The sequence below is a fragment of the Actinopolymorpha singaporensis genome (genome assembly GCF_900104745.1).
GTDB classification, from domain to species: domain Bacteria; phylum Actinomycetota; class Actinomycetes; order Propionibacteriales; family Actinopolymorphaceae; genus Actinopolymorpha; species Actinopolymorpha singaporensis.
This window is the reverse complement of sequence record NZ_LT629732.1, coordinates 5881711-5896239: the sequence shown is the minus strand read 5'-3', so window position 1 is coordinate 5896239 and position 14529 is coordinate 5881711. Positions and strand designations below refer to the sequence as shown.

General features: G+C 71.3%; 15 protein-coding genes. 10 read left to right on the top strand and 5 right to left on the bottom strand.

The window, feature by feature from the left end; translation table 11 throughout:
• The first annotated feature begins 111 nt into the window (after nucleotides 1-111).
• A complete protein-coding gene (locus BLU27_RS26365) occupies nucleotides 112-1032 on the top strand; it encodes an SMP-30/gluconolactonase/LRE family protein (RefSeq protein ID WP_092656276.1) in 921 nt (306 codons plus the stop codon).
• A gap of 144 nt (nucleotides 1033-1176) precedes the next feature.
• Here the strand turns inward: BLU27_RS26365 and BLU27_RS26360 are convergent, their stop codons facing one another.
• The 3 genes from BLU27_RS26360 to BLU27_RS26350 all read right to left on the bottom strand — a co-directional run bounded on the left by BLU27_RS26360 (nucleotide 1177) and on the right by BLU27_RS26350 (nucleotide 4553).
• Entirely contained in the window at nucleotides 1177-1806 is a 630-nt protein-coding gene (locus BLU27_RS26360; protein WP_092656275.1) for an MBL fold metallo-hydrolase, read from the bottom strand.
• Nucleotides 1803-2888, bottom strand: a complete 1086-nt coding sequence (locus BLU27_RS26355; RefSeq protein ID WP_092656274.1) for an S-(hydroxymethyl)mycothiol dehydrogenase — start codon at nucleotides 2886-2888, stop codon at nucleotides 1803-1805. Before BLU27_RS26355 ends, BLU27_RS26360 begins: the two co-directional genes overlap by 4 nt.
• Nucleotides 2889-3038: 150 nt before the next feature.
• Complete coding sequence (locus tag BLU27_RS26350; protein ID WP_241827653.1) at nucleotides 3039-4553, bottom strand: MDR family MFS transporter; 1515 nt, start codon at nucleotides 4551-4553, stop codon at nucleotides 3039-3041.
• A gap of 28 nt (nucleotides 4554-4581) precedes the next feature.
• Between BLU27_RS26350 and BLU27_RS30675 the strand changes: the two genes are divergently transcribed.
• The 5 genes from BLU27_RS30675 (at nucleotide 4582) to BLU27_RS26330 (ending at nucleotide 8530) form a co-directional block, all read left to right on the top strand.
• The gene (locus BLU27_RS30675; protein WP_172804835.1) at nucleotides 4582-4812 is read left to right on the top strand and encodes a hypothetical protein; all 231 of its coding nucleotides are present in this window, start codon (nucleotides 4582-4584) and stop codon (nucleotides 4810-4812) included.
• A 320-nt stretch (nucleotides 4813-5132) separates the two neighbouring features.
• Nucleotides 5133-5915, top strand: a complete 783-nt coding sequence (locus tag BLU27_RS26345) for an enoyl-CoA hydratase/isomerase family protein (protein WP_092656272.1) — start codon at nucleotides 5133-5135, stop codon at nucleotides 5913-5915.
• A gap of 89 nt (nucleotides 5916-6004) precedes the next feature.
• Nucleotides 6005-7120 carry a class I SAM-dependent methyltransferase gene (locus BLU27_RS26340; RefSeq protein ID WP_092656271.1) on the top strand — a complete coding sequence of 372 codons (1116 nt, stop codon included), beginning with the start codon at nucleotides 6005-6007 and terminating at the stop codon, nucleotides 7118-7120.
• A 196-nt stretch (nucleotides 7121-7316) separates the two neighbouring features.
• On the top strand, nucleotides 7317-7517 hold the full coding sequence (locus BLU27_RS26335; RefSeq protein ID WP_092656270.1) for a cold-shock protein: 201 nt from the start codon (nucleotides 7317-7319) through the stop codon (nucleotides 7515-7517).
• Between the two features lie 260 nt (nucleotides 7518-7777).
• Nucleotides 7778-8530: an acyltransferase gene (locus BLU27_RS26330; RefSeq protein ID WP_241827652.1), complete on the top strand. Its 753-nt coding sequence runs from the start codon at nucleotides 7778-7780 to the stop codon at nucleotides 8528-8530.
• Here BLU27_RS26330 and BLU27_RS26325 read toward each other — a convergent pair.
• A complete protein-coding gene (locus BLU27_RS26325; protein ID WP_092656268.1) occupies nucleotides 8506-8967 on the bottom strand; it encodes a BlaI/MecI/CopY family transcriptional regulator in 462 nt (153 codons plus the stop codon). The two genes, BLU27_RS26330 and BLU27_RS26325, sit on opposite strands and share 25 nt — an antisense overlap.
• A gap of 561 nt (nucleotides 8968-9528) precedes the next feature.
• Here BLU27_RS26325 and BLU27_RS26320 point away from each other — a divergent pair.
• The 3 genes from BLU27_RS26320 to BLU27_RS26310 all read left to right on the top strand — a co-directional run bounded on the left by BLU27_RS26320 (nucleotide 9529) and on the right by BLU27_RS26310 (nucleotide 12428).
• A complete protein-coding gene (locus tag BLU27_RS26320; RefSeq protein WP_157728811.1) occupies nucleotides 9529-10485 on the top strand; it encodes a M23 family metallopeptidase in 957 nt (318 codons plus the stop codon).
• A 169-nt stretch (nucleotides 10486-10654) separates the two neighbouring features.
• Entirely contained in the window at nucleotides 10655-11179 is a 525-nt protein-coding gene (locus BLU27_RS26315; RefSeq protein WP_092656266.1) for a MarR family winged helix-turn-helix transcriptional regulator, read from the top strand.
• A 43-nt stretch (nucleotides 11180-11222) separates the two neighbouring features.
• Nucleotides 11223-12428, top strand: a complete 1206-nt coding sequence (locus tag BLU27_RS26310; RefSeq protein ID WP_241827651.1) for an MFS transporter — start codon at nucleotides 11223-11225, stop codon at nucleotides 12426-12428.
• 57 nt (nucleotides 12429-12485) lie between these two features.
• Here the strand turns inward: BLU27_RS26310 and BLU27_RS26305 are convergent, their stop codons facing one another.
• Nucleotides 12486-13253: a class I SAM-dependent methyltransferase gene (locus BLU27_RS26305; protein WP_241827650.1), complete on the bottom strand. Its 768-nt coding sequence runs from the start codon at nucleotides 13251-13253 to the stop codon at nucleotides 12486-12488.
• Between the two features lie 204 nt (nucleotides 13254-13457).
• Between BLU27_RS26305 and BLU27_RS26300 the strand changes: the two genes are divergently transcribed.
• Nucleotides 13458-14318: a sugar phosphate isomerase/epimerase family protein gene (locus tag BLU27_RS26300; protein WP_092656265.1), complete on the top strand. Its 861-nt coding sequence runs from the start codon at nucleotides 13458-13460 to the stop codon at nucleotides 14316-14318.
• Nucleotides 14319-14529: the final 211 nt, after the last annotated feature.

The following is a 14529-nucleotide window of genomic DNA, read 5'->3' as shown; positions in this document are numbered from 1 at the left end:
CGCTACGTTCGCACCAGAGCATCCCTCGCCCGAACGGGCCGGAGGCGAGGTGCCACCGCGATCGGCACCACGCCGGCGCGGCTTCGCGGACGAGGAGACCAGGAGACTCGTATGGCCGGGGTGACCGAGAGGTTCGAGATCATCGACGAGCGGTTCTCGACCCTCGTCAAGACCAGCGCCCAGGTGGAGTTGCTGTACCAGGGCTGCCGCTGGGCGGAGGGGCCGGCGTACTTCCCGGCGGGCCGCTACCTCGTGTGGAGCGACATCCCCAACGACCGGATGCTGCGCTGGGACGAGACCACCGGGACGGTGGGTGTGTTCCGGGAGCCGGCCGGCTTCAGCAACGGCAACACCGTCGACCGGCAGGGGCGGCTGGTCACCTGTGAACACGGCAACCGGCGGGTCACCCGGACCGAGCACGACGGCTCGCTGACGGTGCTCACCGACAACTTCGGCGGGAAGCGCTACAACAGCCCCAACGACGTGGTGGTGAAGTCCGACGGGTCGGTGTGGTTCACCGATCCGGCGTACGGCATCGACAGCGACTACGAGGGGCACCAGGCCGACAGCGAGATCGGCGCCTGCCACGTCTACCGCTGGGACGCGACGACGGGGGACGTACGCATTGTCGCCGACGACTTCGTACGCCCCAACGGCCTCGCGTTCTCACCCGACGAGACCCGGCTGTACGTCTCCGACACCGGCTCGACGCACCACCGGGGCGGGCCCCGGCACATGCGGGTCTTCGACGTCGCCCCCGACGGGACGCTGAGTGGCGGAAGCGAGTTCGCCACCTGTACGTCCGGGCTGTTCGACGGCTTCCGGCTGGACACCGCCGGCCGGATCTGGGCCAGCGCCGCCGACGGCGTGCACTGCTACCACCCCGACGGCACGCTGCTCGGGAAGGTCCTCGTGCCGGAGACGGTGGCCAACGTGGAGTTCGGGGGTCCGCGCCGAAACCGGCTGTTCATCGCCGCCACCACGTCGTTGTACAGCGTGCTGCTGCCTGTCAACGGCGCGTTGCGACGCTAGACCGGCCGCACTGTCAACGCGGCCGGAACACCGTCAAGTGTCCCTTGCGGCCGGCAGGACCCCGGCCGCCGCCGAAGACGACGATGCCGGCGACGGTGGAGACCGTCGCCGGCATCGGCGTGCGTACGACCAGACCCCACCGGGTCAGTGGCCGCGGTCGATCCACTCCCGCAGGTGCGGCCGCTCGGCGCCGACCGTGGTGGTGTCGCCGTGCCCGGTGTGCACCACCGTCTCCGGCGGCAGGGTCAGCAGCCGGTCCCGGATCGAGTCGATGATCGTGCCGAAGTCGGAGAACGAACGCCCGGTGGCGCCCGGCCCGCCGGCGAACAACGTGTCGCCGCTGAACACCGCGCCCAGGTCGGGAGCGGACAGACAGACGCCGCCGGGGGAGTGGCCCGGGGTGTGCACGGCGGTCAACGTGACGTCGCCCACCTCGAACTCCTGCCCGTCGGCGAGCTCGGCGTCCGGTGCGGCGCCTGGGTGCACGACGTCCCACAGCATGCGGTCCGCCGGGTGCAGCCAGACCGGCGCCTTCGTCGACTCGGCCAGGTCGCGGGCGGCGCCGATGTGGTCGTCGTGCCCATGGGTGCACACGATCGCGGTGACCCTCCGGTCGCCCACGGCGTCCCGGATCGGACCGGCGTCGTGGGCGGGGTCGATCACCAGCACCTCGTCGTCGTCGCCGACCAGCCAGACGTTGTTGTCGACGTCCCAGGTGCCACCGTCCAGGCTGAACGTCCCGGAGGTGACCACCCGCTCGATGCGCGTGCTCACTTCATCACCACCACGGACCGCAGGACGTCGCCGGCGTGCATCTTGGTGAACGCCTCCTCGACGTCGCCGATGCCGATCTCCTCGGTGACGAAGGCGTCCAGCGGCAGCCGGCCCTGGCGGTAGAGGTCGATCAGCATCGGGAAGTCGCGTTCGGGCAGGCAGTCGCCGTACCAGGACGACTTGAGCGATCCGCCGCGGGCGAAGAAGTCGATGAACGGGAGCTCGAGCTTCTGCTCCGGGGTGGGCACGCCGACCAGGACGACCGTGCCGGCGAGGTCGCGGGCGTAGAAGGCCTGCTTGTACGTCTCGGGCAGGCCGATCGCCTCGATCGCCAGGTCGACGCCGAACCCGCCGGTCAGCTCCTGGATGCGCTCCACGGCGTTCTCGTTCCGGGCGTTCACCGTGTGGGTGGCGCCGAACTGCCGCGCCCAGGCGAGCTTGCGGTCGTCCACGTCCACCGCGATCACGGTCGTCGCGCCGCCGAGGCTGGCGCCGGCGACCGCGGCGTCACCCACGCCGCCGCAGCCGAACACCGCCACCGAGTCGCCGCGCTGGACGTTGCCGGTGTTGAGGGCGGCACCCAGCCCGGCCATCACGCCGCAGCCGAGCAGGCCCGCGACCGTGGCCGGGGTCTCGGGGTCGACCTTCGTGCACTGACCGGCCGCCACCAGCGTCTTCTCCGCGAACGCGCCGATGCCGAGGGCGGGGGAGAGCTCGGTGCCGTCGGCAAGCGTCATCTTCTGCTTGGCGTTGTGGGTGTCGAAGCAGTACCACGGCCGGCCGCGCCTGCAGGCCCGGCACTTGCCGCACACCGCGCGCCAGTTGAGGATCACGAAGTCGCCGGGGGCCACGTCGTCGACGCCCTCGCCGACCGACTCCACGACGCCGGCCGCCTCGTGCCCGAGGAGGTACGGATAGTCGTCGCCGATCCCGCCCTGCTTGTAGTGCAGGTCGGTGTGGCAGACGCCGCACGCCTGCACCCTGACCAGCGCCTCACCGGGTCCCGGGTCGGGCACGTGGATCGTCTCCACGCTGACCGGCTCGTTCTTGGCTCGGGCCACGACAGCCTGTACGTCCGGCATCGGCGTACTTCCCTTCGGATCGTTCGGTGGTTCGGTTGATTCGATCGGGTGGTTCGCTCCGCGGTTCGATCCTTCCAGGACGCGCGCCCGGTTGGGAACCCGGACGCGCGCCCGGTTGGGAACCCGGACGCGCGTCCCGTCGGCCAGGTCTCAGGCCTGGTGCCGGCCCCGCGCCGCGCCCTGGTGTGCTGCGTCGGGACCGGCGTCCGGTCCGCGCCCGCGCAGCGGAACCTCGCGTACGGCGAGAACGGCGAGGAACGCCAGCACCACCAACGGCACCGCCAGCAGGTAGATCCGGTCCAGGCCGAGGGTGAAGCCCTCCCGTACGACCGACCGCAGCGGCTCCGACAGCCGGGCGATCTCCGCGGGCGTACCCAGGTGCGGAGTCAGGGAGTCTCCCGTCGGCCGTGCCCGCACACCGTGCTCGGCGAGGAGTTCGGGGATGGCGGAGGTGAGCCGGGAGCTGAGCACCGCCCCGAACACCGCGACGCCCACCGCTCCGCCCATCGAACGGAAGAACGTCGAGGCGGAGGTGGCGATGCCGAGGTCGCGCCGCTCGGAGGTGTTCTGCACGGCGAGGATCAGCACCTGCATGGTGAAGCCCAGCCCGGCGCCGAAGACCAGCATGTAGCCGCAGACGGCGACCATCGGGGTGTCCACCCGCAGCGTGGCCAGCAGGGCGGTGCCGATGCCGACCAGGGCCAGGCCCACCAGCGGGAACACCTTCCAGCGTCCCCACTTCGTGATCGCCCGGCCGCTCAGCACCGACACCGACAGCATCCCCACGACCAGCGGGAACGTCAGCAGCCCGGACGCGGTGGGACTCTGGCCCCGCACGACCTGGAGGTACTGCGGGAGGTAGATCATCGCGCCGAACATCGCGAACCCGGTGAAGAACCCCGCGGCCCCGGTGAGGTTGAAGGTCGGGTTGCGGAACAGCCCGGGCGGCAGGATGGGCTCGGCGGCCCGGCGTTCGACCAGTACGGCCGCGACCAGGCCGGCCACCGCGAGCGCGGCCAGCAGCAGCGACCATCCCGACACCCAGTCGAACTCCTTGCCGCCGAGCGAGGCCAGCAACAGCAGCGAGGTCACCGAACCGGTGATGACGGTGGCGCCGAGCCAGTCGATCCGGGTCTCGCGGCGTTCCCGCGGCAGGTCGAGGGTCTTCTGCAGTACGACCGACGCGACCACGGCGATCGGGATGCCGACGTAGAAGCACCAGCGCCAGCCGGGTCCGTCGACGAGGAAGCCGCCGATCAGCGGACCGGCGACGGTGGCCACGCCGAACGACGCGCCGAGGTAGCCGGAGTAGCGGCCCCGCTCGCGGGGGCTCACGATGTCGGCCATGATCGCCTGGGACAGCGCCATCAGCCCGCCGGCGCCGACGCCCTGGCCGGCCCGGGCGGCGATCATCTCGCCCATCGTCTGGGACAGCCCGGCGAGCGCCGAGGTCACCACGAAGACGGCGATGGCGGCCTGCATCAGCGGCTTGCGGCCGTACAGGTCGGAGATCTTGCCCCACAGCGGTGTGGAGACGGTGGTGGTGAGGAGGGTGGCGCTGGCCACCCAGGCGAGCTGGTCCTGGCCGCCGAGGTCACCCACGATCGTGGGGAGGGCGGTACCGACGACGGTGCCGGACAACGAGGAGACGAACAGGCACAGCAACAGGGCCCAGACGATCTCCAGGATCTGCTTGTGGCTGAACGCCGGGTTCGAGGTCGTCGCCCCGGCCGCCGCTGCTGCGGGCCGGGCCGCGCTGGACACCGCGGCCGGGCTGATCGCGCTGGGGGCGGCCGCCGGGACGGGCGCCGGGGAGGAGGTCGAGGGACTCGGCTCGCGTTCGGGTCCGGTGGTGGGGCGAGGGCTGGGGACCGCCCTGGCGGCCGGGCTGGTGGCTGCCCTGGTAGCCGGGGCGGTGGCCTGACGGTCGGTGGAACGGCTGGTCGGATCTGTGACGCTGGTATGTGAGCCGGACGCGGACATCGGGGGGTGAGCACTCCGATTCTGTGAGGGTTCGGTCGACTTTCACAGAATATGGTTGCTTTCTGCAACTGTGTATCGAAGGTTGGAACGGTCGGCCCCGCTGGCCGTCATCGGCCGCGCCTGCGCCCGGTCGTACCCATGCGGAGAAACCCGACATCCCGGCCGACGCACAGCAGCGGTGCCCTAGGGTCTGTCGCAGGCCAGGAGGACCGGCCGGAGATCGAGCGCCGGGACACCGAACGGCGTGAGGGGAGGCCCTGAGTGGACACCTGGGTGCGGCTGGAGGTGGAGGACGGCGTCGGCACGATCCGGCTGGACCGCCCGCCGATGAACGCACTGGACACGGCCATGCAGGAACAGATCCGGGCGGCGGCGCGGGAGGCGACCGAGCGGGACGACGTTGCCGCGGTGGTGCTCTACGGCGGCGAGCGGGTGTTCGCGGCGGGCGCCGACATCAAGGAGATGCTGGACATGTCCTACGCCGACATGGAGGTCCGGTCGCGCGGACTCACCTCGGCGTTCGACAGCGTGGCCCGGATCCCCAAGCCGGTGGTGGCCGCGATCACCGGGTACGCCCTCGGCGGGGGCTGCGAGCTGGCGCTGACCGCCGACCGCCGGGTCGGCGCGGCGACGGCCCGCCTGGGCCAGCCCGAGATCAAGCTCGGGGTGATTCCCGGCGCGGGCGGGACCCAGCGGCTGGCCAGGCTGGTCGGCCCCTCGGTGGCCAAGGACCTGATCTTCACCGGGCGGATGGTCGACGCCGCCGAGGCGCGCGCGATCGGGCTGCTGGACCAGGTGGTCGAGGACGAGGCTCCGGACGCGGTCCACGCCGCGGCCCGGGCCTGGGCGGCGCAGTTCGTCGGCGGACCGGCGGTGGCGCTGCGTGCGGCCAAGTCCGCGATCGACCGGGGGCTCGACGTCGACCTCGGCACCGGCCTGGAGATCGAACGCCAGAGCTTCGCCGCGTTGTTCGCGACCCAGGACCGCATGACCGGCATGCGGGCGTTCGTGGACAAGATGCCGCCGCGCTTCGAGGGACGCTGACCGCCCCCACCGTCCGTCGTACGACCGCACTGCCGTACCACCGCACTGCAGTACAACCGAGCATTGCTGTACCGAGCGCAAGGAGCCCGATGTCTTCGCCCCTCGAGGAGTTCGCACCGAGCACGCCGAGCACACCGGGCACACCGGGCACACCGGGCACATCCGGCACACCGAGCGACGGGGCATCGGCCGACCCGGCGCCGCACCCGGTGGCCAGCGAGGAGGAGGTCGCGGCGGCCTGGGGCGACCCCAAGCTCGCCAACGTGCTCTACCACGACTGGGAGGCGCAGAGCTACGACTCCAAGTGGTCCATCTCCTTCGACGACCGCTGCATCGCCTACGCGCGGGACCGGTTCGTGGCCGCCGCGGGTGCGGCCGGCTGGCCCTACGCGAAGTCGCTGGAGGTCGGGTGCGGCACCGGCTTCTTCAGCCTCAACCTCCGCCAGGCCGGGGTGGTGGACGAGGTGCACGTGACCGACCTGTCGCCGGGCATGGTCGAGGCCGCCCGGGAGAACGCCCGCCGGCTGGGGTTCGAGGCGCAGGGCCGGGTGGCCGACGCCGAACGCCTGCCCTACCCCGACGAGACCTTCGACCTGGTCGTCGGCCACGCGGTCATCCACCACATCCCCGACGTCGAGCTCGCCTTCGCGGAGATGCTGCGGGTGCTCCGCCCGGGCGGGCGGTTCGTGATCTGCGGCGAGCCGACGAGGTACGGCGACCTGGTGGCGCGCAAGCTCTCCCAGGCGACGTGGTGGCTGGCCACCCGAGCCACCCACACGGCTTTGCTGCGCAGCCGGTGGGCGCGCTCGAAGGAAGAGCTGGACGAGTCCTCCCGTGCCGCCGCACTGGAGTCGGTGGTCGACCTGCACACCTTCGACCCGGACGCCCTGGCCAGGACGGCCGAGCGCGCGGGCGCCGCGGACGTGCGGACCGTCACCGAGGAACTGACCGCCGCGTGGTTCGGCTGGCCGGTCCGGACGTTCGAGTACGCCGTCAACCCCGACCGCCTCGGCTGGGGGTGGGCCAACTTCGCCTACCGGAGCTGGCAGCGGCTGAGTGCGGTCGACCGGCTGCTCAAGCCGCTGGTGCCCGCAGAGCTGTACTACAACGTCTCGATTACCGGAATCCGCCACCCCGCGCAGGCCTGCGTGACCGACACCGGAGGGCAAAGCGGTCGAGCCGTGGTCAGACAAGCACGAAAGTGATACCGTCCTGCGCGGTCGTTCGTCGTTTCGACAAGACGCGCGGGAGCGTGCGTCGCAGACCGTCCGAGGATTCGGTGGTCTGCACGCGTGGCTCTCGGCCCGCGGGATTCGACACGCGGGCAATGCCCCGTGGCGACTCGGTGCTCGTGAGGTTCGAGTGCTGCACCAACGTCTCCGCGAGGGGAAACAGAAAAACATGGCGCAGGGAACCGTCAAGTGGTTCAACGCTGACAAGGGCTTCGGCTTCATCTCCGTCGACGGCGGTCAGGACGTGTTCGTCCACTTCTCCGCGATCGTCGCCGACGGCTACCGCTCCCTGGACGAGGACCAGCGCGTGGAGTTCGACGTCGTGCAGGGTCCGAAGGGCCCGCAGGCGGAGAACGTCCGCACGGTGTGATCCCTCTCCGGGTGTGGTCGCACACATCACGGTGAGAAACGTGGGCCCGCAGGTCTCCTGCGGGCCTTCGTCGTTTCTGCTGATGCGCCCGCAGGTCTCCTGCGGGCCTTCGTCGTTTCTGCTGATGCGCCCGCAGGTCTCCTGCGGGCCTTCGTCGTGTCCGGGCAGCGGCCTTCCATGCCCTAGGGTCTGGTGCCGTGGTACGTCGTTCCCCGGATCCGCGGCAGGCCCGCTTCCTCACTCCAGCCAGCCTGCGTTGGGTGATCCGGCACCGGGCGTGGACGCCCTATTACCTCCTGCGCTACTGGCGCTTCCTGCTGTTCCGGCTGCGGCACCCTCACGTCGTCACCGAGGGGTTCGTCTTCCTCGGCCGGCGGGTCCAGGTGCGGGCCCGGCGCGGCTACGGCCGGCTGGTCCTGGGCCGGTGGGTGCACCTGGGCGACGGAACCCGGCTGCACGCGCACGAGGGCACCCTCCGGATCGGTGACAAGTGCGTGCTGGGCCGGGACGTGACCGTCAACTGCTACCTGGACGTGGAGATCGGCCGGTCCTGCCTGTTCGCCGACTGGGTCTACGTCTGCGACTTCGACCACGTGACCTCCGACCTCGCCGTACCCATCAAGGACCAGGGGCTCGTCAAGTCGCCGGTGCGGATCGGTCCGGACTGCTGGCTGGGCACGAAGGTCACGGTGGTCCGCGGTACGACGGTCGGCACCGGCGCGGTGCTGGCCGCGCACGCGGTCGTCCGCGGCGAGGTGCCCGACTTCGGCGTGGCCGCGGGGGTACCGGCCCGGATCGTGAAGAACCGCCGGGACACCTACGCGGCGGATGCGGGCCGGCGGGCGTACCTCGAGGGTCTGGCCCGGGGCGCCGAGGAGGCAGCCGGCCGGGCCCGGGGGAGCGCGATGCCGGCCGGTTCGGACGGCGGGGCCGAGGACTCTGCGGACAGCGGCGTCGAGGATGGTGCGGCGCGGGAAGCCCGGCCGGGTCAACCGGCGCGGGGCTCGTCCTGACCGAGGTCCTCCGGCTCCGCGCCGGTTTCGGGCCGGTCATGGAGCCGGCCCTCCGGGTGGTCGCGGTCGGCCGACTCCCGGCCGAGTGAGACCACGCGGAGCGCGTCTCGGAGCGCGGCCTGCTGCTCGGGATTCATCGCCTCGATGAAGTACACCAGCGCGGTGGCCGGTCCGGCGGCGAGCGACCAGGCGTCGTGCATGAGGGCGGCGGTGTAGGAGTCGCGGGACATCAGGGGCGCGTAGGCATACGCCCGGCCGGCGGCCTCCCGGCGCAGCCAACCCTTGCGGTACAGCTTGTCCAGCACGGTCATCACGGTGGTGTGCGCCAGCGTGCGCTCCGGCGCCAGCAGCCGGCGGACGTCGCGCACCTGGAGGGGACGGTCGGCGGCCCACAGCTGGAACATCACCTGTTCCTCGAGCTCACCGAACGAACGCATCCGACCTCCCGCCGCGTCCGGGGCGAATCCAGGTCGGCGCCGGGCGGGTGTGAGGTGCGTCACATGTCAACGCCGGATTGCTATCGATCATCGTAGACGTCCCGAGCTGGCCCTTCGCGGTCGTGCAAAACGAACAAATCGGCATTCTCGACACTCTTCGACAAAGAGTGTCTTTTCCGAAAGCTCACGTCAAAGCGGCTTTTCTGCCGTTGTGAAACCGTGCGGCGGCAGTCCGTACCCATGGAGTCGCGACTATATCCGGGCGCTGCTTTCTCCACCACTACGATCGTGCATCGTAGACAGCCGCAAAACGCAGGCTGGAAAGTGGCGAAGGTCCTCTGTTAGACCTGTCGCCGGAACCGCTGACCTGGGGATTCGTGGAGAATTCACCATTGGCCGGCGGCTTCGGTAAACGTCCGCATTGGCACCCGGTTCTTTCCCGCGTGGCTGCTCTCGCGCCGCCACGCCTGGGTGACTTACGCCCGCACCAGGGCACGGTACGCCAGATTCCCGCGCACCCCGCGCGGCGGTGAGGGCTGCCGTCGAACGAGCGAGGAAGCGTTGGATTCTTTCCCGAGACGCCTACGCGCCCTGTGGGGCATCCGCTGGCGCAACATCCCCTTGACAGCAGTAGCCGGAATTGTCGCTCTCGGCCTGGTCGGTGGCGTTCTCGCCCTGGCGTTCGGGTCGGGTTCACAGCCGGAAAATGCTGCACTGACCACGGCGTCCGGTGAGCACAAGCCCGCCTCCGGGGCGGTGGAACGCATCGACGCGGCGGCCGCGATCGCGAAGGAGTCCGCCGAGAAGAAGGCGGCGAAGGAGAAGGCCGCGGCCGAACAGGCCGAGCGGGCCGGGGTCGCCAAGCAGCGGGCCGCCCGGTCCGAGCAGCGGCGCGCGGCGCTCGAGCAGGCCGCCGCGGAGAAGAAGGCCGCCGAGAAGAAGGCCGCCGCGCGGAAGGCCGCCGAGAGGAAGCGGGCCGCGGAGAAGGCTGCGGCGGAGAAAGCCGCCGAGAGGAAGCGGGCCGCGGAGAAGGCTGCGGCGGAGAAGGCCGCCGAGAAGAAGGCCGCCGAGAAGAAGGCTGCCGCGGAGAAGGCTGCGGCGGCGAAGAGGGCGCCCCAGTGGGTGCTGCCCCTGACGTCGTACGAGCTCACAGGACGGTTCGGGCAGAGCGGCAACAACTGGGCGTCCTCCCACCACGGACTCGACTTCGCCGCCGACACCGGTACGCCGATCCACGCGGTCGGCAAGGGCGAGATCATCAGCGCCGGTTGGCAGAACGCCTACGGCAACGCGATCGAGATCCGCCATCCGGACGGCACGGTCACGCTGTACGGGCACATGTCCCGGTTCGCGAGGACCTCCGGCAGCGTCAGCGCCGGCGACGTGATCGGCTACGTCGGCGCCACCGGGAACGTCACCGGCCCGCACTGCCACCTCGAGGTCCGTCCGCACGGCGGCGGTCTCGACGACGCGATCGACCCGTTCGTCTGGCTGAAGAACAAGGGCCTGAATCCCTGAGCGACGGTTCGACCGGAACCGTCCACAGCGACACCCGCGTGCTGCCCCAGGACCGCCTCGGCGGACCTGGGGCAGCGTCGTGTCTGCATGGGGCCGTCCGCCGCGGGCCCGCCCGCCGGGGCACCCCCGGTTTGATTACTTAGCAAGGCTAAGTTAGCCTGGCTAAGCAATGGCCGGACAGTACGAATCCCGCTCCGAAGCTTCCTCCGGATCCCACCCCGCCGCCGGTGCCGTCGGTGCCGTCGGCGTCGGGCCGCTCGCCCGGGAGCTTCGCCCCCTGGTGTACCGCCTGTACGACGTCGTCCGCCGGCACTCGCCGGACCTCGGCGTCACGCTGACCCAGGGTTCGGTCCTCAGCGTCCTGGTCCACGACGGTCCCCAGACGATGAGCGTCCTCGCCGCCCGAGAAGGTGTCCGCCAGCCCTCGATGACCAACGTCGTGAGCCGGCTCGAACGCGCGGGCTACGTGCGCCGCCGACCGGCCGAACACGACCGGCGGATGGTGGTCGTGTCCGCGACCGACAAGGCCCGCACCGACCTCGCCCGGGTGGTCGTGGCGCGCGAGGAGTTCCTCCGCGAGCGGCTGACCCGGCTCGGTCCCGGCGACCGGCAGGCCGTCGAGTCCGCGCTGCCCGCGCTGGCCCGGCTGGTCGCCGACCCGGTCGCCGCCGACCCGGTCGCCGCCGACCAGTGAGACGTACTCCGGCATCCGTTCCAGCGAAGGAAGGTTCGCGCCCGTGTCCCATCAGGTGAAGTTGCTCGATGCCGTCCGCGGCCAGCCGCGTTCGGTGTGGGTGGTCGCGTTCGCGGCGGTCATCGCGTTCATGGGAATCGGGCTCGTCGACCCGATTCTGCTCTCCATCGCGAAGGGCCTGAACGCCACTCCGAGCCAGGTCACCCTGCTGTTCGCGTCGTACCTCGTGGTGCAGGTCCTCGCGATGCTCTTCACCGGCGTCCTCGCGGCGAAGTACGGAGGCAAGCGCACCATGGTCGCCGGGCTCGCGCTCATAGTGGTGTTCGCCGGCACGTGTGCCCTGGCCGGTTCGATCGGCCAGCTCGTCGCCCTCCGGGCCTTCTGGGGGCTCGGGAACGCGTTGTTCATCGCGACCGCGCTGTCCACCATCGTGGCCGCGGCCTCCGGCGGGCAGACCGCGGCGATCCTGCTCTACGAGGCGGCTCTCGGCCTCGGCATCTCCGCCGGGCCGCTGGTCGGCGCCCTGCTGGGCAGTATCTCCTGGCGCGGCCCGTTCGTCGGTACGTCCGTGCTGATGCTGGTCGCCCTGGTGCTCACCGCGACGATGCTGGTCCGGGACCAGCCGAGCACGCGGCGGGTCTCGGTGAGCGCGCCGTTCAGGGCGTTGCGTGACCGCCGGCTGTTGCTGGTGGCGCTGTCGGCGCTGCTCTACACGTACGCCTTCTTCACCGTGCTGGCCTGGACTCCGTTCGTTCTGGGGTACGGCGCGTTCGCGGTCGGCGGGATCTTCTTCGGCTGGGGCCTGATGGTCGCGGTCTGCGGCGTCGTCGTCGGCCCGCGCCTGGCCGCGAAGATCGGCGAGCGCAACGCGACCATGCTGGCGCTGGCGATGTACGGCCTGCTGATGCTGGTGTTCGTCTGGGGTTCGGTGCCGGTCGTCGTGGTGGCGACCATCGCATCCGGTATCGCGTCCGGCTGCCTGAACACCTTCCTCACCGGGATGGCGATGTCGGTCTCCCAGGCGCCCCGCCCGATCGCCAGCGCGGGCTACAACTTCCTGCGCTGGATGGGTGGCGCGGCTGCCGCCATCCTGGTCGGCCACCTCGCCGAGTGGGGTGGCTCCCAGCGGGCGCCGTTCGTCGTGGCGGCCGTGCTGTGCGCCGGCGCGGTGGCTCTGATGTACGCCGGCCGCGAGCCGAACCCGCACGAGGTGCCGGCCGAGGCCGTGGTGGTCGGCGAACAGGTCTGAGAAGCGACAGCGCCGCGTCTGACAAGACAGTCGGCCTCGGCCTGCCCAAGGGTGTGCTCAGCCGCGCACCCGTACGTGCACGAGCAGGTCGAGGCTGCTGTCCAGGTCGTCCTCGGACAGCACGAAGTCGGCCGCCGTGAGGGACGTGACGAACGTCGCCAGCTCCGCTGACCAGGCGGCCGGCCCGTGGGCCAGTTGCGCCTTCACCAGGTCGCCGTGCCGGCGTTCCCAGGCCTCGATGCGCGGCCCGTGCCGCAGCCCGGTCATCGTGACGAGCTCGAGATCCGGGCCGAACCGTTCGACCAGCGCGCGGAGTTCGGGAGCGGTGAGCTCGCGGGCGTGGCAGATGTTGCCGGGCGGGAACGTCAGGTGGTTCGGGGTGGACCAGGCCAGCAGGCCGCCGGGCTCGGTGACCCGGGCGCACTCGGCGACGAACGCCGGCTGGTTCCACAGGTGCTCGATCGTCTGCAGACTGACCACGGCGCCGAAGGCGCGGTCGGCGAACGGCAGCTGGACGAGGTTGCCGCGGACGACCCGCACGCCGGGGTACGTCGCGGCGGCATGCGCCGCGGCTGCCGCGTCGTAGTCGACGCCCACCACGGTCGCCTCGGCGCCCAGCGAGTCGTACAGACTCTGCGCGCCGTACCCCTCGCCGCACCCGGCGTCCAGCACGCGCGGCGGCGGCGCGGTGCGAGTCGGCCCCGCCAGCTCGGCGGCCAGCAGTCCGGCCGCCCAGTCGTAGCCGACCACGTGCCGGGCGAACCAGTAGGTCTCGTGCCAGATACCGGGCATGGTGCGCTCACCGGTGAGGGGCAGGTCCGGCACGTTGGCTCCTCCGCTTGTCCGGGCGCTTGTCCAGAGTCGGTGCCCGGGTGACGGTCAGGCTACTTGCGCCGCGGGGCGGCCGGTGCCGGTCCCGGGTCCTGTTTCGGCCCCGTGTGCGCAGCCCGCGGCTCCCGGTTGTGGGGTGTCCTCCAGCAGACTGGACGGCGAACGTGTACCCCGGGACAAGACGGAGAGCCGGAACTCATGGCAGACCAGACCACCGACGGTTTCTACACCAACCTCAGCTGCGGCGCGCTCGGGATCAGGCCGGGCTTCGAGGCCGCCGTCGACCTCGCGATCGAGTTCGGCTTCGGCGCGGTCGAGCCGGACGTCGGCTACCTCACCTCGCAGTCCGCCGAGCAGGTCGAGGCGCTGCGCTCGCGCCTGGCCGAGCACGGCGTGAAGTGGGGGAACGCCGGCCTGCCGGTCGACCTGAACGCCGACGCGGCGACGTTCGCCTCCCAGCTGGCCGCGCTGAACGACCACGCCGCCCGGCTGGCGTCGTACGGCATCGACCGGGTCGGTACCTGGATCCGGCCGATGAGCAACTCGCTGACCTACCGGCGCAACTTCCGCCGGCACGCCGAACGGATCGCCCTCGTGGACGAGATCCTGGCCGGCGCGGGCGTGCGGTTCGGGCTGGAGTACGTCGGGCCGAAGTCGTTCTGGAGCACCGAGCTGTATCCGTTCGTGCACACCCTGGCCGAGGCGCGGGAGCTCATCGACGCGGTGGGCAGCCCCAACGTCGGGCTCATCCTGGACACCTTCCACTGGTACACCTCCGGTGAGTCCGCGGCCGACATCGCCGAGCTGTCGGCGGAGGAGGTGGTGGCCGTCGACCTCAACGACGCGCCCACCGGCCTCGAGCGCGACCAGCAGCAGGACGGCCAGCGCATGCTGCCCGGCGCCACCGGCGTGATCGACGTGGCCGGCTTCGTGGGCGCCCTGCGCAAGATCGGGTACGTCGGGCCGGTCAAGGTCGAGCCGTTCAACGCCGAGCTGCGGGCCATGGACCCCCGCGACGCGGTGGCCAAGACCGCCGAGTCGCTGAACGCCGTTCTGTAGGACCGCCCGGGAGGACGGCCCGGGACGCAGCCGCCGGCCTGGGGGAGTCCGCCCGGACTCCCCCAGGCCGCACCCTCGGCTGCCCGGGATCCCTGACCGGCCCCTCCAAACCCGGTGGTTGCCCGCGAAGCTACTCGCGGGTAACCTCGCGCCTGTCGGGTAGGTCTTGTCTACGGTTGGGGGCGGAACCCCGGGTCGGTGAACCCTCTGG

Coding starts and splice junctions, on each gene's coding strand:
- BLU27_RS26335 (WP_092656270.1), top strand. CDS start 7,317: ATGGCGCAGGGAACCGTCAAGTGGTTCAACGCTGACAAGGGCTTCGGC.
- BLU27_RS26325 (WP_092656268.1), bottom strand. CDS start 8,967: ATGCGTTCGTTCGGTGAGCTCGAGGAACAGGTGATGTTCCAGCTGTGG.
- BLU27_RS26365 (WP_092656276.1), top strand. CDS start 112: ATGGCCGGGGTGACCGAGAGGTTCGAGATCATCGACGAGCGGTTCTCG.
- BLU27_RS26300 (WP_092656265.1), top strand. CDS start 13,458: ATGGCAGACCAGACCACCGACGGTTTCTACACCAACCTCAGCTGCGGC.
- BLU27_RS26315 (WP_092656266.1), top strand. CDS start 10,655: ATGGCCGGACAGTACGAATCCCGCTCCGAAGCTTCCTCCGGATCCCAC.
- BLU27_RS26340 (WP_092656271.1), top strand. CDS start 6,005: ATGTCTTCGCCCCTCGAGGAGTTCGCACCGAGCACGCCGAGCACACCG.
- BLU27_RS26355 (WP_092656274.1), bottom strand. CDS start 2,888: ATGCCGGACGTACAGGCTGTCGTGGCCCGAGCCAAGAACGAGCCGGTC.